23 protein-coding genes are annotated in these 19,054 nt (G+C 56.8%); 20 read left to right on the top strand and 3 right to left on the bottom strand.

Annotated elements, in window-relative coordinates; genetic code table 11:
* The 10 genes from HK44_RS07130 to HK44_RS07085 are packed head-to-tail and all read left to right on the top strand — an operon-like array spanning position 1 to position 10,138.
* Positions 1-585 (top strand): outer membrane lipoprotein carrier protein LolA, encoded by a 585-nt coding sequence (locus HK44_RS07130; protein ID WP_019691415.1) that lies wholly within the window; start codon positions 1-3, stop codon positions 583-585.
* The gene (locus tag HK44_RS07125; RefSeq protein WP_019691414.1) at positions 569-2,908 is read left to right on the top strand and encodes an MMPL family transporter; all 2,340 of its coding nucleotides are present in this window, start codon (positions 569-571) and stop codon (positions 2,906-2,908) included. The genes HK44_RS07130 and HK44_RS07125 overlap by 17 nt, the downstream gene beginning before the upstream one ends.
* Positions 2,905-4,065: a hypothetical protein gene (locus HK44_RS07120; protein WP_019691413.1), complete on the top strand. Its 1,161-nt coding sequence runs from the start codon at positions 2,905-2,907 to the stop codon at positions 4,063-4,065. The genes HK44_RS07125 and HK44_RS07120 overlap by 4 nt, the downstream gene beginning before the upstream one ends.
* Positions 4,052-5,299 carry an NAD(P)/FAD-dependent oxidoreductase gene (locus HK44_RS07115; RefSeq protein WP_019691412.1) on the top strand — a complete coding sequence of 416 codons (1,248 nt, stop codon included), beginning with the start codon at positions 4,052-4,054 and terminating at the stop codon, positions 5,297-5,299. The genes HK44_RS07120 and HK44_RS07115 overlap by 14 nt, the downstream gene beginning before the upstream one ends.
* A complete protein-coding gene (locus HK44_RS07110) occupies positions 5,296-6,036 on the top strand; it encodes a class I SAM-dependent methyltransferase (RefSeq protein WP_019691411.1) in 741 nt (246 codons plus the stop codon). Before HK44_RS07115 ends, HK44_RS07110 begins: the two co-directional genes overlap by 4 nt.
* A complete protein-coding gene (locus HK44_RS07105) occupies positions 6,036-6,521 on the top strand; it encodes a DUF3261 domain-containing protein (protein ID WP_019691410.1) in 486 nt (161 codons plus the stop codon). The genes HK44_RS07110 and HK44_RS07105 overlap by 1 nt, the downstream gene beginning before the upstream one ends.
* Positions 6,518-7,714: a beta-ketoacyl-[acyl-carrier-protein] synthase family protein gene (locus HK44_RS07100; protein WP_019691409.1), complete on the top strand. Its 1,197-nt coding sequence runs from the start codon at positions 6,518-6,520 to the stop codon at positions 7,712-7,714. The genes HK44_RS07105 and HK44_RS07100 overlap by 4 nt, the downstream gene beginning before the upstream one ends.
* Complete coding sequence (locus HK44_RS07095; RefSeq protein WP_019691408.1) at positions 7,711-8,187, top strand: hotdog family protein; 477 nt, start codon at positions 7,711-7,713, stop codon at positions 8,185-8,187. The genes HK44_RS07100 and HK44_RS07095 overlap by 4 nt, the downstream gene beginning before the upstream one ends.
* Complete coding sequence (fabG, locus tag HK44_RS07090) at positions 8,184-8,912, top strand: 3-oxoacyl-ACP reductase FabG (RefSeq protein ID WP_019691407.1); 729 nt, start codon at positions 8,184-8,186, stop codon at positions 8,910-8,912. Before HK44_RS07095 ends, fabG begins: the two co-directional genes overlap by 4 nt.
* The gene (locus HK44_RS07085; protein ID WP_019691406.1) at positions 8,912-10,138 is read left to right on the top strand and encodes a beta-ketoacyl-ACP synthase; all 1,227 of its coding nucleotides are present in this window, start codon (positions 8,912-8,914) and stop codon (positions 10,136-10,138) included. The genes fabG and HK44_RS07085 overlap by 1 nt, the downstream gene beginning before the upstream one ends.
* Positions 10,139-10,247: 109 nt before the next feature.
* On the opposite strand, the gene HK44_RS07080 is transcribed toward HK44_RS07085, so the two are convergent.
* On the bottom strand, positions 10,248-11,171 hold the full coding sequence (locus HK44_RS07080) for a LysR family transcriptional regulator (RefSeq protein ID WP_019691405.1): 924 nt from the start codon (positions 11,169-11,171) through the stop codon (positions 10,248-10,250).
* Between the two features lie 131 nt (positions 11,172-11,302).
* On the opposite strand from HK44_RS07080, the gene HK44_RS07075 reads away from it, so the two are divergent.
* The 10 genes from HK44_RS07075 to queC all read left to right on the top strand — a co-directional run bounded on the left by HK44_RS07075 (position 11,303) and on the right by queC (position 17,165).
* On the top strand, positions 11,303-12,073 hold the full coding sequence (locus HK44_RS07075; protein ID WP_019691404.1) for an iron-containing redox enzyme family protein: 771 nt from the start codon (positions 11,303-11,305) through the stop codon (positions 12,071-12,073).
* Entirely contained in the window at positions 12,073-12,969 is an 897-nt protein-coding gene (locus tag HK44_RS07070) for a DMT family transporter (RefSeq protein WP_019691403.1), read from the top strand. The genes HK44_RS07075 and HK44_RS07070 overlap by 1 nt, the downstream gene beginning before the upstream one ends.
* A 19-nt stretch (positions 12,970-12,988) precedes the next feature.
* Complete coding sequence (locus tag HK44_RS07065; RefSeq protein ID WP_019691402.1) at positions 12,989-13,300, top strand: (2Fe-2S) ferredoxin domain-containing protein; 312 nt, start codon at positions 12,989-12,991, stop codon at positions 13,298-13,300.
* A gap of 28 nt (positions 13,301-13,328) precedes the next feature.
* Positions 13,329-13,499 carry a hypothetical protein gene (locus HK44_RS07060; RefSeq protein ID WP_019691401.1) on the top strand — a complete coding sequence of 57 codons (171 nt, stop codon included), beginning with the start codon at positions 13,329-13,331 and terminating at the stop codon, positions 13,497-13,499.
* A 245-nt stretch (positions 13,500-13,744) separates the two neighbouring features.
* Positions 13,745-15,076, top strand: coding sequence for an S-type pyocin domain-containing protein (locus HK44_RS07055; protein WP_019691400.1), 1,332 nt, complete (start codon positions 13,745-13,747; stop codon positions 15,074-15,076).
* A 7-nt stretch (positions 15,077-15,083) separates the two neighbouring features.
* A complete protein-coding gene (locus HK44_RS07050; RefSeq protein ID WP_019691399.1) occupies positions 15,084-15,359 on the top strand; it encodes a bacteriocin immunity protein in 276 nt (91 codons plus the stop codon).
* Positions 15,360-15,452: 93 nt separating this feature from the next.
* Positions 15,453-15,707, top strand: coding sequence for a bacteriocin immunity protein (locus tag HK44_RS07045; RefSeq protein WP_019691398.1), 255 nt, complete (start codon positions 15,453-15,455; stop codon positions 15,705-15,707).
* Positions 15,708-15,726: 19 nt separating this feature from the next.
* Complete coding sequence (locus HK44_RS07040) at positions 15,727-16,083, top strand: bacteriocin immunity protein (protein WP_019691397.1); 357 nt, start codon at positions 15,727-15,729, stop codon at positions 16,081-16,083.
* Between the two features lie 30 nt (positions 16,084-16,113).
* Positions 16,114-16,368: a bacteriocin immunity protein gene (locus HK44_RS07035; protein ID WP_019691396.1), complete on the top strand. Its 255-nt coding sequence runs from the start codon at positions 16,114-16,116 to the stop codon at positions 16,366-16,368.
* 98 nt (positions 16,369-16,466) lie between these two features.
* Positions 16,467-17,165, top strand: coding sequence for a 7-cyano-7-deazaguanine synthase QueC (gene queC, locus HK44_RS07030; RefSeq protein ID WP_019691395.1), 699 nt, complete (start codon positions 16,467-16,469; stop codon positions 17,163-17,165).
* Positions 17,166-17,213: 48 nt separating this feature from the next.
* Here queC and HK44_RS07025 read toward each other — a convergent pair whose 3' ends face one another.
* Both HK44_RS07025 and HK44_RS07020 read right to left on the bottom strand, forming a co-directional pair.
* Complete coding sequence (locus tag HK44_RS07025) at positions 17,214-18,092, bottom strand: queuosine precursor transporter (protein ID WP_019691394.1); 879 nt, start codon at positions 18,090-18,092, stop codon at positions 17,214-17,216.
* Complete coding sequence (locus tag HK44_RS07020; protein ID WP_019691393.1) at positions 18,082-18,681, bottom strand: helix-turn-helix transcriptional regulator; 600 nt, start codon at positions 18,679-18,681, stop codon at positions 18,082-18,084. The genes HK44_RS07025 and HK44_RS07020 overlap by 11 nt, the downstream gene beginning before the upstream one ends.
* Between the last annotated feature and the right edge of the window lie 373 nt (positions 18,682-19,054).

Below are 19,054 nucleotides of genomic sequence, written 5' to 3'. Positions count from 1 at the left end.
GTGGTGATACTGATAGCGCTGCTGGGTTTTTCATCGCTGGCTAACGCGTTCGACCTGCAACAGCTGAGCGATCAACTGGCCAAACCCAGCGTGATCCACGGCAGTTTCATTCAGGAAAAACACCTGCGTGCCCTGCCGCAACCGCTGACCAGCAAGGGCTCGTTCGTACTGGCCAAGGATCACGGTTTGCTGTGGTTGCTCAAGACTCCACTGCAACAGGATTACCGGATCAGCACCAAGGGCATCGCACGGCGTGACAGCAGCGGCTGGCAAATGCTCCCGGGCAAAAGTGCCGGGGCCGAGCAGAACCGCATCTTCCTCGCGGTGCTGCAAGGTGACAGCAGCGGCCTGCAACGGGATTTCGAATTGTCGCTGAGCGGCGAAGCGCAGCACTGGAAACTCACGCTGACCCCGCGCTCGATGCTGCTCAAGCAGGTGTTCAATCAGATCAACATCGATGGCGGCGAACTGGTGCAGCGCATCGAGTTGCTGGAAACCCAGGGCGACAGCACCGTTTTGCGCATGCAGGACACCACCAGCGCCAACCCACTGAGCGATGCGGAGCAACATGACTTTGCCGAGTGAACGGATGCTCCCACGGCTATTCTTGACCCTGCTGCTGGCGGTGCTCGCACTCGCCGGCTGGCAATGGCACGACGGCGCACCGCTGTCGGCCAACCTGATGGATCTGGTACCGGGTACCGCGCCGGATGCGCTGGAGCTCAAGGCCGAGCAGCGCATGCAAGAACCGCTGAACCGCGAAATGCTGGTGCTGGTCGGCCACGCCGATCGCCAGCAAGCCATCGCCATGACGCAAAAACTCGGCGAGCAATGGCTGGCCAGCGGCGTGTTCGAAAAGGTCCAATGGAACCTGCAAGCCGACTTGCCGGCGCTGCGCACGCAACTGTTGCAAGGTCGGTTGGCAATGCTCTCGGCCGCCGATCGGCAACAACTGATCGAACAACCGCAAGCCTTCATCCAGCAGCGCGTGCAAGCGCTGTTCGACCCCTTTACCGGTTTCAGCCTGGTGCCGAGCCAGGATGACTGGCTGGGCCTGACCGGGCGCATTCAAAACAGCCAGCCGCAGCACGGTTCAGTGCAACTGGACATTGGCAGTGGCACATTGGTCGCCGACGCCGACGGCAAAAGCTGGGTCATGCTGCGAGCCCGCACCAGCGGTAACGCGTTCGACATGCAGCTGCCGCTGAAAGTCGCCGAGCTGCTCAAGCACAGCCGCGAAGAAGCCGCGCAGGCTGACGTGCAACTACTCGCTGCCAGTGGCCTGCTGTACGCCGCCAACGGTCAACAGCAAGCGACCCGCGAAATTACCTGGGTCGGCGGTGGTGCAACCGTCGGCATCCTGTTGCTGCTGTTGCTGGCGTTCCGCAGATTCCGCGTGTTGCTGGCCTTCATCCCCGTGTTGGTCGGCATGCTGTTTGGTGCGGTGGCCTGCGTCGCACTGTTTGGTCATATGCACGTGATAACCCTGGTGCTGGGGTCGAGCCTGATCGGCGTTGCGGTCGACTATCCGTTGCATTACCTGTCCAAAAGCTGGAGCCTGAAGCCCTGGCACAGCTGGCCTGCACTGCGCGTGACCTTGCCGGGGCTGACCCTGAGCCTGGCCACCAGTTGCATCGGTTATCTGGCACTGGCCTGGACACCGTTCCCGGCGCTGACCCAGATTGCCGTGTTCTCTGCCGCCGGTCTGCTCGGCGCCTACCTGTCAGCGGTGTGCCTGCTGCCCGCTCTGCTCAAGGGTACGGACCTGCGGCCCGCACGGTGGCCACTGCGAGTTGCCGAGTTTTTGGTGAACGTGCGTGCAGCGCTGCTCAAACGGGTCCGCAGTTCGGTCCTGCTGGTGTTGGTCCTGGCCTTTTGTGCCGGTGGCCTGTGGCACCTGACCACGAAAAACGACATCCGTCAGTGGGTCAGTGCGCCGCCGCAATTGATGAACGAAGCGCAGACCATTGCGCGGATCACCGGCTATCAACCCACCAGCCAGTTCTTCCTGGTGCGCGCGGCCAACCAGCAGCAACTGCTCGAGCGCCAGAAAGCCCTCAGCGACCGACTGGATCAGTTGGTCAATCTGGACAAGCTCAAAGGCTACCTGGCACTGAGTCAGCTGGTCAGCCTGCCTTCCGAACAGCAACAGGCTCGCGAAGCGCTGAATAAACTCCCGGCATTCTGGCAACCGTTGCTCGACCTCGGTATCCCGGCCACCGCACTGCAAGCCGAACTGACGCAGTTGCAGGCCTTGCCGGTCGAAGACATCGACGCGGCGCTGGTCGGGCCCTTGGCCGAGCCATGGCGCCCGCTATGGCTGGGCGCCTCGGATGACGGCGTGGCGGCGATGGTCAGCCTGCAAGGCTTGAACGATACCGCGCTGCTGCGGGTGCAAGCGCTGGACTTGCCGGGTGTGCAGCTGGTGGATCGTCTGGACGACCTGAACAAGGTCTTCGCCGCCACCCAGATCAGCGCGGCTGAACTGAAACTGATGTCCTGCGCATTGATTGTGTTGCTGCTGATTCTGCCCTTCGGTTTTGGCGGCGCCCTGCGGCTCGTCGCGCTGCCGTTATTGGCGGCCTTGTGCAGCCTGGCCAGCCTCGGCTGGCTGGGGCAGCCGCTGACGCTGTTCAGCGTGTTCGGGCTGCTGCTGGTGACAGCCATCAGTGTCGATTACGCGATCCTCATGCGCGAGCAGATCGGTGGTGCCGCCGTGAGCCTGTTGGGAACGCTGCTGGCGGCGGCGACCACATGGCTGTCGTTTGGTCTGCTGGCGATTTCCAGCACCCCGGCGGTGAGCAACTTCGGCCTTTCGGTGAGCCTCGGGCTGGCCTTCAGTTTCATCCTCGCGCCGTGGGCCAGACCTTCGGCGCATACCGCGCCCGTTGCGGAGCCGGCAGCATGATGACCGGGCTGTTCTGGCTGCTGGCCTTGGCGCTGTTCGCCGTGGCGACGCGTGTCGGGCGTCATTTTGGCTTGATCCCGATTGTCAGCCAGTTGCTGCTGGCGACCTTCGGCCTGCCGCTGTTGATGTATTTCTGGGTTGAACCGTACTGGCAATTGAGCGGTGCCGAACTGGTCTCGCCAGGCTGGCTGAAAAACCTCTACAGCCTGAGTTTCGCGCTGTTGCTGGGGCATATCCTCAGCGACGTGATCGACCTGAAGCTGGATCGCCAGAGCCTGAAAATCGCCTTGCCGAGTTTCGGCATTCCATTCGCCTGTGGACTGACGACGGCCATTTGGTTGCTGCCGGATCAACCGTGGTTGAGCTCGCTGGCAGTCGGCCTGTTGTTCGCGATCACGGCGATCCCGGTGCTGTATCTGTACCTGCGGCACATCAACTACCCACCCACCGCGACCCGCCGACTGGTGCAAACCGCAATCCTCATCGACCTGACCTGCTGGAGCCTGTTCGCTTTCGCCCAAGGCAGCCTGCACCTGAGCAGCCTGTTGCTGCCGCTGGCCGGTGCCTGCCTGCCGTTGCTGCTGCGTGTGCTCGGGTTGCGTCAGCCGCTGCTGCACAGCCTGGGCTTCTTCGCGCTGCTGGTGGTGGCGGAACACTTCAAACTCAATGCGCTGATTTTCGGCATCGGTTATCTGTTGTGCATGGCTGCCCTCAAACTACCGCTGGTGCTACCGTTACCGGCGGCCTGGATGAGTCGCTTGCAGAACGGCATCGCAATCCCGCTGATCCTGACCTTCGGCATCGTGCAGATCAATGTGCACAGCGCCATGGGCAGCCTAAGCTGGGCGCAGCTCGGCGCGCTGCTGGTGTTTCCCATCGCCAGCAAACTGCTGGGTAACTGGCTCGGCCTCGGTTGGGCCGGCGCATCGTTTGTCGGCGCCAGCCGCTGGCGCGAAAGTCTGCTGTTGAACATTCGCGGCTTGAGCGAGATCGTCTTTCTCAACCTGCTGCTGCAACAACAGCTGATCAGCTCCGCGCTGTACTTCGCACTGATGCTGATGGGTTTGATCGCAACACTGCTGCCGGCACTCGCCGGTGTGCACCGCCTCCCCTTACAGGTCGCCGCCCCGGCAAGGAGCTCCAGTGCCAACAGTTGATACGGAACGTCGCCAGGTCATCGTTATCGGTGCCGGCCCATCGGGCGCCATCGCCGCCGCGCTGCTCAAGCGTAACGGCCATGACGTGCTGATCATTGAACGTCAGCACTTTCCGCGGTTTTCCATCGGCGAAAGCCTGCTCTCGCACTGCCTGGATTTCGTCGAAGAAGCCGGCATGCTTGAAGCGGTACAAGCGGCCGGTTTTCAGCTGAAAAACGGCGCGGCATTCGCCTGGGGCGAGCGCTATAGCACCTTCGATTTCGGCGACACCTTCAGCAACGGCAAGCCGACCACCTTCCAGGTCCAGCGCGCTGACTTCGACAAACTGCTGGCCGATCAGGCAGCGCTGCAAGGGGTGGAAATCCGTTACGGCGAGACGATCATCAGTGCCGACTTCGAGCGGGCGAAACCCCAGCTCAGCGCTCGCCGTGAAGACGGCAGCGAATACCGTCTGGAAGCCGACTTCGTGCTCGATGCCAGCGGCTACGGCCGCGTTTTGCCGCGCCTGCTCGACCTTGAAGCACCGTCGAACTTCCCGCTGCGCCAAGCGGTGTTCACCCACGTCGAAGACCACATCGACGGCCCGCACTTCGACCGTGAAAAGATCCTCATCACCACCCACCCGACCCAGCGCGACATCTGGTTCTGGACCATCCCGTTCAGCCTGGGTCGCTGCTCGGTGGGCGTGGTTGCCGCAGCCGAGCACTTCGAAGGTCGCGGCGACGATCTTGACGCCTGCCTGCGCGGCTTCATCGCCGAAACCCCGAGCTTGGCCAAGGTGCTGAAAAGCGCCCATTGGGACACGCCCGCGCGGACCATCGGCGGCTACTCGGCCAACGTCAAAACCTTGCACGGCCCAGGCTTCGCCTTGCTCGGCAACGCCGCAGAATTCCTCGATCCGGTATTTTCCTCCGGTGTGACCATCGCCATGCGTTCGGCGAGCATGGCCGCCGGCGTTCTGCATCGCCAACTGCAAGGCGAAACCGTGGACTGGCAACGCGAGTTTGCCGTGCCACTGAAGCGCGGTGTCGACACCTTCCGCTGCTACGTCGAAGGCTGGTACGCCGGGACCTTCCAGGATGTGATCTACCACCCTGGCAGCGCTCCGGAGATCCGTCGCATGATCAGCGCAATCCTCGCCGGCTACGCCTGGGACGAACGCAACCCGTTCGTCAGCGAGCCCAAGCGTCGGCTGCGCATGCTCTCGGAGATTTGTGCGGGTGATGCATCGTGAGTGACACCGAACAACAGTACCTCAGCGACAGTTATGTCGAAGAAACCCGCTTTGGGCTCTGGTTTCTGCGCAGCTTCACCTGGCAGCACCACGTGCTGCGAGTAGCAATCAAAGACCTGCGCAGCTTGTTCAGCGAAGCACTGCCCAGCGATCCGGTGCTGCTGGATGCCGGTTGCGGTCAGGGCAAGTCGTTCCAGTACCTGCATCAGGTGTTTGCCCCGCAACGGCTGATTGGCCTCGACGCCGACCCGCACAGCCTGATGCTCAGCGGCGAAGAGGCGCAGCGCCAGAACATCGACGTCGAACTGATCGGCAGCGATTGCGCGGCCCTCACCGTGCCGGACGCCAGCGTCGATTTGCTGTTCTGCCACCAGACCTTCCACCACCTGGTGGAGCAGGAACGAGCCCTCGCCGAGTTCTATCGGGTGCTCAAGCCGGGCGGCTATTTGATGTTTGCCGAGTCCACCGAAGCCTACATCGACACCTGGGTAATTCGCTGGTTGTTCCGCCACCCGATGCACGTGCAAAAGAGCGCCGACGGTTATTTGCAGATGATTCGCCAGCAGGGTTTTGAATTCGGCCCGCAAAACGTGTCCTACCCTTATCTGTGGTGGAGTCGCGCGAAGGATTTCGGTCTGCTCGAACGCTTTGGACTGCGCCGCCCAAAACCGTTTGGCCAACGGGAAGAAACCCTGGTCAACGTGGTTGCCCGTAAACCGCTCGAAGGTAAGCGCTAATGATTCGCCTCCTGCTTGTGTGCTGTGCCTTGCTGCTGAGCGCTTGCGCCAGCCAGCCGCCGCTGCCCGAGCGCAACCCGACACTGGCCTTGCCGCTGCAATTGCATGTCGAGCGGCAACGGGCCGATCAGCGCCAGGACTGGTTGCTGGTGATCCAGCGCGAAGGTGCGGGTATTCGCTGGTCGTTGATGGACCCTCTGGGCATTCCTGTGGCTCGCCAGCGCCTGGTCGACAACCAGTGGCAGGCCGACGGCTTGCTGCCGCCCAACCCGGAAGCGCGCCAGTTGTTTGCAGCGTTGTTGTTCGCCCTGACACCGGAGGCCGAGTTGCTCAATAATTATCCTGCTGCCCGGCGTCATGCCGCTTTACGCTCGCTGACACCGCATTGGCAGGTGCTGTACCGAACCCCGTCGGACTTTGTGCTGACGCTGCCCGAACAGCTGAACTATCACGTTACCCCGCTGACCGCCGAGACCGCACCATGACGGCCTACCTGAACGCCCTCGGGCTGATCTGCAGCCTGGGCCGCAACAAACACGAAGTGGCCCGCAAGCTGTTTGCCGGCGACTGCTCGGGAATGCGCGTCCAGGCCGGTTGGGTACCTGAGCGTTCGCTGCCGGTGGCGGCGGTACACGGTGAGTTACCCGCGATCCCGGCTACATTGAACCAGCACAACACCCGCAACAATCAGTTGCTGATGGACGCCGCGCTGCAAATCCGCGAGGACATCGAACAGGCCATTCAAACCTATGGCCGTGGACGCATCGGCATCGTCCTGGGCACCAGCACCTCGGGCATCGACGAAGCCAGTCGCGGGATTGCCCAGTACATCCGCAACGGTCAGTTCCCGCCTGGCTACGACTACCAGCAACAGGAACTTGGCGCCCCGGCGAATTTCCTCGCCGACTGGCTGCAACTGAGCGGTCCGGCCTACGTGATTTCCACGGCCTGCACCTCCAGCGCCCGCGCCTTGTTGAGTGCCCGGCGCTTGCTCGACCTCGGTGTGTGTGATGCCGTGCTGTGCGGCGGCGTCGACAGTCTGTGCAAACTGACCCTTAACGGTTTTTCGGCGCTGGATGCAGTCTCCGAGCAGCGCTGCAATCCGTTCTCGGTCAATCGCAACGGCATCAACATAGGTGAAGCGGCGGTACTGTTCTTGATGAGTAAACACCTCGGCGGCAGCCAACCGATTGCCCTGCTGGGCAGCGGTGCCAGCTCCGACGCGCACCATATTTCCGCCCCGGAACCCAGCGGGCGCGGTGCCCTGCAAGCGATGAACAAGGCCCTGCACAGCGCCGGTTTAGCGCCTGAGCGGATCAACTACCTGAACCTGCACGGCACCGCCACCCAACACAACGACGCCATGGAAAGCCTGGCGGTCAACAGCCTGTTCCCGGCAGGCGTGCCCTGCTCGTCGACCAAACCCATGACGGGCCACACCCTCGGCGCGGCCGGGGCGCTGGAAGCGGCGTTCTGCTGGTTGAGCCTGAGCCGCGAAAACACCCGACACGCGCTGCCACCGCAGGTCTGGGACGCCCAGCCCGACCCGCAGCTGCCAGCGCTGAGTTTTGTGACCGCCGCTGATCGCCTGGAACAAAGCACTGCACGTTGCCTGATGAGTAACTCCTTTGCCTTTGGTGGCAACAACGTCAGCCTGATTATCGGAGACGCCCAATGATTGATTGGCCTCTCGCCGAACTGCTGCCCCACGCGGGTGACATGATCCTTATCGATCACGTGCTGTCGTTCGACGAAGAACAGATTCACACCCGCCTCACCGTCAAGCCCGGCGGCCTGTTCAACCAGCCAGACGGCAGTTTGCCGGCCTGGGTCGGCATCGAGCTGATGGCACAAAGCGTGGCAGCGTACGCCGGCTGTCGCGCACGTGAGCGAGGCAATCCGGTTGGGCTTGGATTCCTGCTCGGCACGCGTAAATTTGAATGTAATGTGGAATACTTCCCGGTCGGCAGCGAACTGACGATCCACGCCCTGCGTTCGCTCGAAGACGACAACGGCATGGGCGTTTTCGAATGCCACCTGACGGCGCCCGGCATTCATGCCATGGCCCGTCTGAATGTGTTCTGCCCACCTGAGGCGGCTCACTATTTACATGAACCCCACTCTTCTAGCACTACTGGAGCCCAGCCTTGACTGATTCCGTACTGGTCACCGGTTCCAGCCGTGGAATCGGCCGCGCCATCGCACTACGCCTGGCCCATGCCGGCTTTGATCTGGTACTGCATTGCCGCAGCGGTCGCAGCGACGCCGAAGCCGTTCAGGCCGAAATCGAAGCATTGGGACGCCGCGCGCGCATCCTGCAATTCGACGTCTCGGATCGCGCCAGCTGCAAGGCACATCTGGAAACCGATGTGGAAACCCACGGTGCCTATTACGGCGTGGTGCTCAACGCCGGCCTGACCCGCGACGGTGCCTTCCCGGCCCTGAGCGAGGACGACTGGGACGTGGTGATGCGCACCAACCTCGACGGTTTTTATAACGTGCTGCACCCGGTGATGATGCCGATGATTCGTCGTCGCGCCGCCGGGCGGATCGTGTGCATCACCTCGGTTTCCGGGTTGATCGGCAACCGTGGGCAGGTCAACTACAGCGCCTCCAAGGCCGGATTGATCGGTGCCGCCAAGGCCCTGGCCATCGAATTGGGCAAACGCAAGATCACCGTCAACTGCGTCGCGCCGGGTCTGATCGACACCGCGATGCTCGACGAAAACGTCCCCGTGGAAGAACTGCTGAAAATGATCCCTGCACAACGCATGGGCACCCCTGAAGAGGTGGCCAGTGCGGTGAATTTCCTGATGTCCGCCGAAGCGGGCTATATCACCCGGCAGGTTCTGGCCGTCAACGGAGGCCTGTGCTGATGAAACGCGTCGTCGTCACCGGCATGGCCGGCATCACCTCGTTGGGCAGCGACTGGGAGACCATCCGCGCTAACTTCAAGGCCAATCGCAGTGGCATCCGCCGCATGGACGAGTGGGATCGTTTCATCGAACTGAACACGCGCCTGGCAGGTCCCATCGATGACTTCATCGTCCCGAGCCACTGGACCCGCAAGCAGTTGCGCAGCATGGGCCGGGTTTCCCGGCTGGCGGTCGGCGCGGCAGAGCAGGCGCTGGCCGATGCTGGCCTGCTCGGTGACGAGTCGATCAAGGACGGCCGCATGGGCGTGTCCTGCGGCTCATCCACCGGCAGCACCGAGGAGATCAAGGCGTTCGGCAAGATGCTGCTCAATTCGGTGGCTGAAGGCCTGAACGCCAACTCCTACGTGCGCATGATGCCGCACACCACGGCGGCCAATATCAGCATTTTCTTTGGCCTCACCGGGCGCTTGATCCCGACCTCCAGCGCCTGCACCAGTGGTAGCCAGGGCATCGGTTATGCCTACGAGGCGATCAAGTTCGGCCGCCTGCCGCTGATGCTCGCCGGCGGTGCCGAAGAGCTGTGCCCGACCGAAGCCATGGTGTTCGACGCCCTCTACGCCACCAGCCTGAAAAACGACGCCCCGAAAACCAGCCCACGGCCTTACGACAGTGCGCGCGATGGCCTGGTGATCGGTGAAGGCGGCGGCATGCTGGTGCTCGAAGAACTCGAACACGCACTGACCCGTGGTGCGCACATTTACGCCGAAATCGTTGGTTTTGGCAGCAACGCCGACGGCCAGCACGCCACCCGTCCCGAGCAGACCACCATGCGTCGAGCCATGGAGCTGGCACTGGAAGACGCAGGCCTGGAACCCTCGGCCATCGGCTACGTGAACGGTCACGGCACCGCCACCGAGCAGGGCGACATCGCGGAAACCCTGGCCACCAACAGCCTGTTCGGCAGCCACATGCCAATCAGCTCGCAGAAGAGCTTTCTCGGTCACACTCTGGGTGCCTGCGGTGCACTGGAGTCCTGGTTCAGCATCGAAATGATGAACAGCGACGAGTACGCGCACACCTTCAACCTCGACGACATCGACCCACGCTGCGGCGAACTGGATTACCTGCGCGGCGAGTTCCGCCAGATGAGCTGCCAGTACGTAATGAACAACAACTTTGCCTTTGGTGGGGTTAACACGTCGCTGATCTTTCGGCGCTGGTCGTAACTTAAAACTTCAAGGTCAAGGAGACCCCGATACCAAGACCTGTAAATGTCACGCCGAGGCGAACATGGTCGGGATCGCGTTGAGGGGGATTTGGCAAAGGCTCAGTCATTCAAGACGCGGATTTTGTAGGAGACTGCGTCATATCGATGTCCCCTTCCAACGCCGTTGGGCCCTCGAACTCTGTCTGCAGTAGAGCCAAAAACGCTTCCCGAGCCGGGTGTCGACCTGCGTTTTCATGCCAGTAAAACAGGTTGTCGATACTCGTCAGGTCCGGGAATTCATATCCTTGCCAACCCGCACTGTGACGGTATTGCTCATAGATCCCGCGAGGAACCAGCGAAACGCCGGCACCAGCACTGACACAGCCAACTATGGTGCCATAGCTTGCAATGCTGACGATCGGCAACACCTGATCATGGCGCAACAGCCACTGCTCCAGTGCCAATCGGTACGGACAGCCGGGGGGCCACATGAAAACTTCCTTACCCTGCAAATCCGCCGCCTTGCGTAAAGGCCCATGGGACGCGGATGCGATGAGAACCAAATCTTCACGGTAGATCACTGAACGCTTGAGACCGGGGCGTTCAATGTTCACCGCCACGATCACCCCATCAAGCCGGTGATGCTGAGTATCGTCCAGCAATTGAGCCCAGGTGCCGGTGCTCAACTCCAGCGACACCTGCGGGTACAGCGCATGGTACTTGGCCAATAACCGGGGCAACCGTCCCGTAGCACTAGACTCGATGGCGCCAATGCGCAGGGGACCGCCAGGCGTATTGGTGGGCGCTACCGCGCGCCGGGCTTCATCAGCCAAACACAGGATTTTCGTCGCGTACTCGAGAAATACCTCCCCGGCAGGAGTGATTCGCAACCCTCGACCATCGCGGAAAAACAGCGGTGTGCCGAGCTCACGCTCCAGGGACTTGAGGCGTGCGGTGATATTGGACGGCACGCAGTGCAGCAACTCGGCAGCGCGCGCGATGCTGCCGAAGTCGTGAACCGTCTTGAACATGCGCAGTTGGGACAATTCCATAGCTCACCCAGAGTGAATGCATGGGTCAGTTTAAGTCACTTGTAGTGAGACTGCGTGTTTTTGATACTTCAATCGGCGCACGTTGCACGGATGCTATAGCGCCTTCATTTCCCCGACGAACAGGAGTTCTTATGGAGTTATCTCAGCGCAAAATCCAGTGCCTCGCCGAAAGCGTGTTCACCCATAAAGCCTTGAATAACACGTTCTACCAACGATGGATGGGAGGCACACTCTCCCTCGGCGACGTTGAGGTGTTTGCTCGAAACTACCTGGCCCGCACCGCACTGACCTCTCGCATGGTCGCCCTGTCATTTCTGGGCGCTGACAACCTGCATGCTCAGGTCGAAATCGTCAAAAACCTGTACTCCGAGATGGGCTACGGCAACCCGGAAAAGGCCCACCTCGCCCTGCTGGAAAGCTACTTGATCGACCTTCTCAGCCGTCTCGCTCATCGGCCGTACAGCATGGATGAACTCACAGCTCTGCCTGTGCTGAAAAGCACCCGCACGTTCATCCACGAACAGTTGAGCTTGTACGCCGACGGTGGCCGCTACAACAATTCGCGCCATGTGCTCGGCACATTGTTGGCTCAGGAGTGGCTGGCCTATTCGATGCTCACCCGTTTGTACGAAGGAGCGCGCAACTATCAGCACCTGTATGCCAATAACGACGACTTTCATGAACACTGCGAGTATTTCTACATCCACATCGGGGATGCGGAAAAAGAACACAAAATCCAGGCCGTGAAAGCCGCCACCCAGGAATGCACCACCGACCAGCACATAGAGGAAGTCCGCGCTTCGTTCAACCGCTTCTTGGACATCACTGAGCAATACTGGAACGGAATAGCTCGTGCCATGCCCGGTGTGCAAAGTCGTGTTGCTTCCAAGATGACGATTTGATGAATACAAGGCCCAGCTTAAAAATCACGTTGGCGGCGATATTTGTCATTCTTTGCTGGGCTTATTCCCCCATTGGAATTCACATCGGACTAAAGGCTTACGAGCCCGGTCATCTAGCACTGATGCGATTCCTCATCGCCTCAACGTTCATGGCCGGGGTCGCATCGGTGATGCGTATTTCCCTGCCGCGCCTGAAAGACCTGCCGCTGCTGGCGGTGCTGGGATTTTTTGCTGTCAGCCTGCATCACATAGCCCTCAACTACGGCCAACAAGGCGTTAGCGCTGGGGCCGCCAGCGTACTGGCACAATCCACGCCGTTGTTCAGCACGTTATTGGCACATTTTGCATTCAAGGATCGGGTCAACGGCTGGCAATGGATCTGTGTGCTGTGCGGCCTGCTCGGCGCCGCTGTGGTAGTCACCGGGGACCGTGGTTTTGGTGAGCTGGACGCACACGGGCTGCTGATCCTGCTGGCGGCGTTTTCATGGAGTCTGTATTTCGCCTTGCAAAAACACCATTCACATCGTTACGACGGGCTGACGATGGTGTGTTACACCATCTGGTCGGGCACGGTACTGTTGCTTGTATACGTCCCAGGGTTGTGGAGCCAAGCGCAAAATGCCTCAACTTCGGTCAACCTGGCGGTGCTCATTCTGGGCATCTTCCCCAGCGCCCTTGCGTACCTCGCCTGGGCATACGTACTGGCGCAGAGCAACGTGAGTCGCGCCTCCATTTCGCTTTACCTGATACCGCCCACAGCCATGTTGATGGCCTCACTGGTTCTGAGCGAACGCCCTTCGGCCATGGTGATCGTCGGAACGGTCATTGTGCTGATGAGCGTACTCGCCCTCAATCTGGAACCATCGAAAGTCGCGGTTCCTGCCGACGAAGTTTGAACAGCGGTCGTGACCACCTATGAATGACGCAGAAAATCCGACGTTGGCCTACGAGCACCATGTGCTGATTTGCACCAACTTGCGCCCCGATGGCCGCCGTAGTTGCTCGGGCTCAGGCGCTCATGAACTGCTCAGCGCAGCAAAACGCAAGCTCGCCAAAATGGGTGAGCCAGGAACATCGCGCGCCAACGCATCGGGCTGCCTTGGCCGCTGCGACCACGGCCCGGTCATGGTGATTTATCCCGCTAACCTGTGGTTCTCGTGCAAAACGCCACAACAGGTTGAACGCATTCTCGAACAACACCTCTTGCGCCCCGATCTGCAATTGTGACCCAGGGGCTTCATCAGGAATCCGCGTCATGACTTGGACAGATAAAGACATGTGCATCGCCCAATGGATGCTGGCCGAATACCGTAAACAAGACTATCTGCGCGGCGAGTTCCGCCAGATGAGCTGCCAGTACGTGATGAACAACAACTTTGCCTTTGGTGGGGTTAACACGTCGCTGATCTTTCGGCGCTGGTCGTAAGCGCCACATCAAGATCAAAAGATCGTCCGAACGCGGCCCGAACCTGCGACAGCTCCTACAAAAATCGGGGTAGGAGCTGTCGCAGGCTGCGATCTTTTCATGTCTCCCCAGCAAAGAAATGACACAAACGGAAAACGGAGCACAGCATTTCGGAATCGTCCCACAGCCATAGCTTGAGGTTCTCGGTAGGGTCAATGTCCCGCAGCTAAATGCCGGGATTCCCCCAAGGACGAACAAGGACCCCCATGGCTCGCAACAAGGACATACCCCAAGTCTGGAAACATGGCGGTGGTGGTGGCGGTAGTGGAAACGGAGTCCGCTACCTGCGAGACATGACCCCGTCCGAGACCGCTGAGCGTGACGCCAGACAAAAGTCTTACGACGACATGCTTGCCAGGCAACAGGCCTCTGAAAACAGTCTCGCCAGACAATCCGAAAAACAGAAACGACCCGATACCAAAGGCTGTGTATTCGCCAAAAGCTGCAACCTCCCGGACGGCGTCATCAATCACAACAACCCGTCAGGGTTTGTCCCCCTCGAGAAACTGGCTAACTACGGCGTGTGGGCGGTGCTTGGCACCGGCGCAGTAATCACCGCCGAAGGGATGCCCCTGAAACTGGTCGGTGGTTCGGCAACGGGCGGCGCTATTGCCCAACGTCTCGGCGGCTCTCTCGCACTCACCCTACTGACAGACTCGGCAGTTGTGACGGCAGGCGCGGCGGTTGGCACCGTTGCGCTACTGATGCCGAACACCAGCCTCTCGCCCGACAGCGCCTTCTACAAAAACGAGCTGTACGCAATGCTGGATGCCGGGCGAACCCGTGTCCGCATCAACGTGAAGACATTGCCGGACGGCTCCGTCAGCGCTTACGGCTTCTACACGGGCGCAAAGAAAGACTGGGAATTTGTCCCGGTCATCAAGGCCATCCAGGAAGGCGAGAAGTTTGTTGCCGACATCGGCAACGGGATCGGCCTGACCTGGACCCCAGCGGCGAATCCCGATGATGTACTCGGCATCCCCGCACTGGAAGGCGCCCCGCCATTGCCGACTGTGTGGGTGTATCCGCCCACCGAGCAATCCGACAAAGTATTGGTGAACCCGCAGCATCCGCCTGAGTACCAGGACGCGATTATCTGGTTTCCTGCGGATACGGGGCTTGCGCCGATTTACATCGTGCTCAACGCCCGGTATGAGCCTGGTGGCGTTACGGGGGTGGGTGAGGATGTGTCGGGGGTTTGGCTCATTGGTGCAAGGTCGGGAGTGGGCGCTTCCATCCCTACAGAAGTGGCTGATGCACTGAGAGGACGTAATTTCAAAAGTTTCGATAAATTCAGGTCCGCACTTTGGGAAGCGGTCTCAAAATCGGCGGTTGCTGACCAGTTCATCGAGCAGAATGTAAGCCGGATGCGCACGGGCAAAGCTCCACGGGTAAGAAAAGCCGACAGGGTTGGAGGTAGGCTGTCCTATGAACTGCACCACCTCGACAAAGTATCGGAGGGTGGTGACGTGTATGACGTTGATAACCTGCGAGTAAATACCCCAAAAAACCACATTGACCTTCACCGGAACGAATAGATCTGCCATGACAGACACACTCCTGAAAATGAGCTTTTCCGAATACACCGAAGCCGAGTTTATCGAGTTGTTAGAAGAACTCGCCAAGGAAGATCAAGAGGCAAAATCAGATGATCGTGCCGACTTGCTTCTGCTGCACTTCGAGAAAATCAGTCAGCATCCAGCAGGGTCAGACCTGATCTACTACCCGGAAGATGGCGTAGATAACTCCCCCGAGGGCGTTACACAGACAGTGAAAAAATGGCGTGCTGTTCAAGGCTTACCGGGGTTCAAAGACGAGTGATCCGAAGGGACAATGCTGCCAATGCCCGAAAGAAGGTGTGACATGACTGCACCGAGCCAAACCATATTGTCCGTCACCGGAACGAATCAGTGAATGGAATTGAAGAGCAAGCTATCCGACTACACAGAGTCTGAATTTATCGACTTCATCAATGAAATAAAATTCGGCTCCAATGACGAAGCGGAAGAGGACAAGCTGATCTTTCACTTCAAAAAAGTTGTTGGCCATCCGGCAGGATCAGACTTGATCTTCTACCCGGAAAACAAGATTGAGAATACAGCGAAAGAAATCATTCAGACTCTGAAAGAGTGGCGTGCAGTTCAGGGTCTGCCGGGGTTCAGGGATTGATCCAGAGAACGAGCGGTTTATGACGCGGATAGCCATGACAGACACACGCCTGAAAGAAAGCTTCTCTGATTACACCGAAGCAGAGTTTATTCAACTCATGCAAAAAATCCGAGCTGCGAACAAAAATGCACCGGACAAGATTCTCGATCCTTTGCTACAGCAATTTTGCGAGATTACAGAGCATCCTGATGGAACCGACCTCATTTACTATCCTGAAGACGGCGCGGGCAACTCAAATGAAGGCATCGCACAGACGGTGAAGAAATGGCGTGCCGCTCAGGGATTGCCGGGATTCAAAGGCGAGCGACCCAAAAAGGCAATAACTGAAAGAATCTACGACGTAGATGATTTACGTGTGTGTCACCTAAGAGCCTAATCAAATGGCACAGAAAGGAGTAGGTACATCATGGCAATCATTTGCGATTACACCGTTGCAGAGTTCATTAGCTTCGTTGAAAAGATACGTACCGCCAACAAAAGTGGCTCGGACGAAGAGCTTGGCGAATTGCTGGCGCAATTCAGAATACTTACCGGCCATCCGGATGGCACCGACCTCATATTCTATCCGGAGCCCGGCGAGGATAATTCCGCCGAGGGAGTTACACGGACTGTGAAGGAATGGCGTGCTGCTCAGGGTTTACCGGGGTTCAAAGGCCAGTGATACAAAAGGGTAATACGTGTGGAATGCGGTGGAGACGGCTGGATCTCAGCCTTATGTTTCAAGCGTTGCGTTTATTATATTAATCAAGGAACGAAAATATGAACAACAAAGCAGTCATCGTTTTTAGTGGTGGGCAAGACTCAACAACCTGCTTGATCCATGCATTGCCGCACTACGATGAAATACACTGCATTACGTTTGATTATGGTCAGCGCCATCATGCGGAAATTGAAGTGGCGCAACAGCTCTCAAAAAGGCTTGGCGTGACGGTGCACAAAGTACTGGACGTTTCATTGCTGAATGAACTGGCCATCAGCAGCTTAACCCGGGACAATATTCCAGTCCCAACCACTGACAGTTCCGGGGACGGTCTGCCAAACACGTTCGTACCCGGCAGGAATATTCTGTTTTTAACCCTCGCTTCTATTTATGCGTATCAAGTGGGCGCCGAATCTGTAATCACGGGCATTTGTGAAACAGAGTGCTCCGGCTACCCTGATTGTGGCGATGAGTTTGCTAAAGTTTTGAATTACGCCATCGAATTGGGCATGAACTATAAGTTGCGCATTGAAACGCCGCTAATGCGGTTGAACAAGGCGGAAACCTGGGCCTTGGCCGATTACCACAACCAACTGGACTTGATTCGCTACCACACACTGTCTTGCTACAAGGGACTACAGGGAAGTGGGTGTGCCAACTGTGATGCCTGTAGTCTTCGTGCAAAGGGACTGAATGAGTTTCTGAAGAACAAAACAGAGATCATGAACAGCCTAAAAGACAAACTAGAATTGAAATAACTATCCTTTGGCAGGGGGAATGAATTATTTACAGTCAACCCCCTGCTTTCATGCAGCCTGAGCTCCAGCCATATACCTTTTAAATAAGGTTCTTGCTCCATAGGCTGGAAAAACGTTAAATACAGCGAAACACATTTTTATAGCTATCTGAACATAAACTATACCTAGTATTTCGTTGTTTTGCATAGCTCCATAAAACGCAATAAAGCAGAAGAAAAAGCTGTCTATTATCACCGCAAAAAAAGTACTTAAAAACACTCGCAAAAATAGAAACCTAGAGCTTGTAAGCTCTTTTATTTTACACAGCATGTACGAATTCACATACTCAGAAAACAGAAAAGAAACTGAGGACGCCACTAGAACAGACGATACATGACCAATAACTTCATTGTAAGGTACATCAAGCTTCCAACCAGGCAGCCCTGGGAAATAGGTCGAAGCCCCAAGCAAAACAATAATCAGAGCATTACTTGACAAAACAAACAATATGGCTCTTCTCGCAAGTCTAAACCCATAAAACTCGTTCAACAAATCGACTATTAAAAATGTCAACGGATAAAGAAAAACACCTGGAGTAACCACAATATCAAGCTGCTCTATATAAGCAAGTTTAGTCGCAACAACATTTGTGAAAATATAGAGCAAAAATAACAGTAAATTGAGAACAACATAAATCATCCATGACTTCTCATGCCGATCAGTTATTTCGTACGCGGTCAATGTCGCTCCACGAGAGTAAAACTTTTTATATACATTTTTTATCTCAGCCTTATTTAAATCATCCACTATTTCACTACTCAACAACTCACTTAGCTTTACCTTGAAAACTTTCCCTGTCGAAACAACCATAATAACAGCAAGACTTTTGCTATTTTCAAACCCCAACAGCTTGTACTTACTATTCTCGACCTCCTTATCACCCACCATTAAATCTTTCCTCTACCACTTCCCCTACAACACAAACAACATCAGAATCAAAAAAAGAGTCATTTGTTATAAACAGCTTCTTTGTGCGCATATCATAAGCTAGCTTTTCTTTATCGCCATTCACCCGGCCTTTTTTCACTATCAATAAGTCGCCTACCCCATTCACTCCACTAATTTCGCTTTCCAAAAGCACACCTATCAAATTGGAGGCCGTACCGAAATAATAAGTAAGCGGGTAAATTGTGGCTAACTCGCCAATTCTTTTGTCCAGACTCTTAATCAACAAACTCTCTTTTATTATAGGAACCGCCGAGGGGTTCATATTTCCTTGTAAGGAAACACTGCTTTCTATAATTTCTTTCTCCTCAAAATCCACACTTTCTATTTCCTTATACGAAACCCCAAAAAAATCAGAAATTTTACGAATTGTGGAGTGCTGTACATTTACTACCTTCCCTTCCAGAATGTTATATATCGTAGTCCTGGTCAAACCAATGGAACTACACAAAGATAGCTGCGTTTCTCCGCGACTCTTTATCAAATACTTAATGTTATTTTTTAAATTTTCTATTTTTTCTTTCTTGTGCATTGCATATTTACCATTTGCCTGCCACTACAAGAAACCGAACGCCCGAAGCTGAGGCTATGGTGGCGCTTTTTTGTGCCAACAGCATCCTACATATATAGATCACGCACAAAAAATAGAGTCAAAAATACACCAAGCAACCGTTAGATAATGTTTCACAGCCTAGAACACCTCCGATTCGGAGAAATTTCTTACAGAAATGAGTAGGCGCACGCGAGCTTATTTAAACAACACTTCGCCAACTACACGACCTGCTTTTGCGTGGAGTGCATTGCGCAAAAAAACCTAACGTTCAGTCATGTATTAATCATTTAATTATTCAAATGTTCACTTATTTGATTAAGCTTATTGTTTTCTTCATAAATAACTTTACCGC

This window comes from Pseudomonas fluorescens HK44, assembly GCF_000217955.3.
Classification (GTDB): domain Bacteria; phylum Pseudomonadota; class Gammaproteobacteria; order Pseudomonadales; family Pseudomonadaceae; genus Aquipseudomonas; species Aquipseudomonas fluorescens_AQ.
Note: the sequence above shows the minus strand (reverse complement) of the source record. Positions and strands in the feature narration are given on the sequence as shown.

Bases quoted from the DNA above. Each gene is read 5' to 3' on its own strand.
- HK44_RS07125 (WP_019691414.1), top strand. From the start codon at position 569: ATGACTTTGCCGAGTGAACGGATGCTCCCACGGCTATTCTTGACCCTG.
- HK44_RS07120 (WP_019691413.1), top strand. From the start codon at position 2,905: ATGATGACCGGGCTGTTCTGGCTGCTGGCCTTGGCGCTGTTCGCCGTG.
- HK44_RS07105 (WP_019691410.1), top strand. From the start codon at position 6,036: ATGATTCGCCTCCTGCTTGTGTGCTGTGCCTTGCTGCTGAGCGCTTGC.
- HK44_RS07100 (WP_019691409.1), top strand. From the start codon at position 6,518: ATGACGGCCTACCTGAACGCCCTCGGGCTGATCTGCAGCCTGGGCCGC.
- HK44_RS07095 (WP_019691408.1), top strand. From the start codon at position 7,711: ATGATTGATTGGCCTCTCGCCGAACTGCTGCCCCACGCGGGTGACATG.
- HK44_RS07085 (WP_019691406.1), top strand. From the start codon at position 8,912: ATGAAACGCGTCGTCGTCACCGGCATGGCCGGCATCACCTCGTTGGGC.
- HK44_RS07080 (WP_019691405.1), bottom strand. From the start codon at position 11,171: ATGGAATTGTCCCAACTGCGCATGTTCAAGACGGTTCACGACTTCGGC.
- HK44_RS07075 (WP_019691404.1), top strand. From the start codon at position 11,303: ATGGAGTTATCTCAGCGCAAAATCCAGTGCCTCGCCGAAAGCGTGTTC.
- HK44_RS07070 (WP_019691403.1), top strand. From the start codon at position 12,073: ATGAATACAAGGCCCAGCTTAAAAATCACGTTGGCGGCGATATTTGTC.
- HK44_RS07065 (WP_019691402.1), top strand. From the start codon at position 12,989: ATGAATGACGCAGAAAATCCGACGTTGGCCTACGAGCACCATGTGCTG.
- HK44_RS07060 (WP_019691401.1), top strand. From the start codon at position 13,329: ATGACTTGGACAGATAAAGACATGTGCATCGCCCAATGGATGCTGGCC.
- HK44_RS07055 (WP_019691400.1), top strand. From the start codon at position 13,745: ATGGCTCGCAACAAGGACATACCCCAAGTCTGGAAACATGGCGGTGGT.
- HK44_RS07050 (WP_019691399.1), top strand. From the start codon at position 15,084: ATGACAGACACACTCCTGAAAATGAGCTTTTCCGAATACACCGAAGCC.
- HK44_RS07045 (WP_019691398.1), top strand. From the start codon at position 15,453: ATGGAATTGAAGAGCAAGCTATCCGACTACACAGAGTCTGAATTTATC.
- HK44_RS07040 (WP_019691397.1), top strand. From the start codon at position 15,727: ATGACGCGGATAGCCATGACAGACACACGCCTGAAAGAAAGCTTCTCT.
- HK44_RS07035 (WP_019691396.1), top strand. From the start codon at position 16,114: ATGGCAATCATTTGCGATTACACCGTTGCAGAGTTCATTAGCTTCGTT.
- queC (WP_019691395.1), top strand. From the start codon at position 16,467: ATGAACAACAAAGCAGTCATCGTTTTTAGTGGTGGGCAAGACTCAACA.
- HK44_RS07025 (WP_019691394.1), bottom strand. From the start codon at position 18,092: ATGGTGGGTGATAAGGAGGTCGAGAATAGTAAGTACAAGCTGTTGGGG.
- HK44_RS07020 (WP_019691393.1), bottom strand. From the start codon at position 18,681: ATGCACAAGAAAGAAAAAATAGAAAATTTAAAAAATAACATTAAGTAT.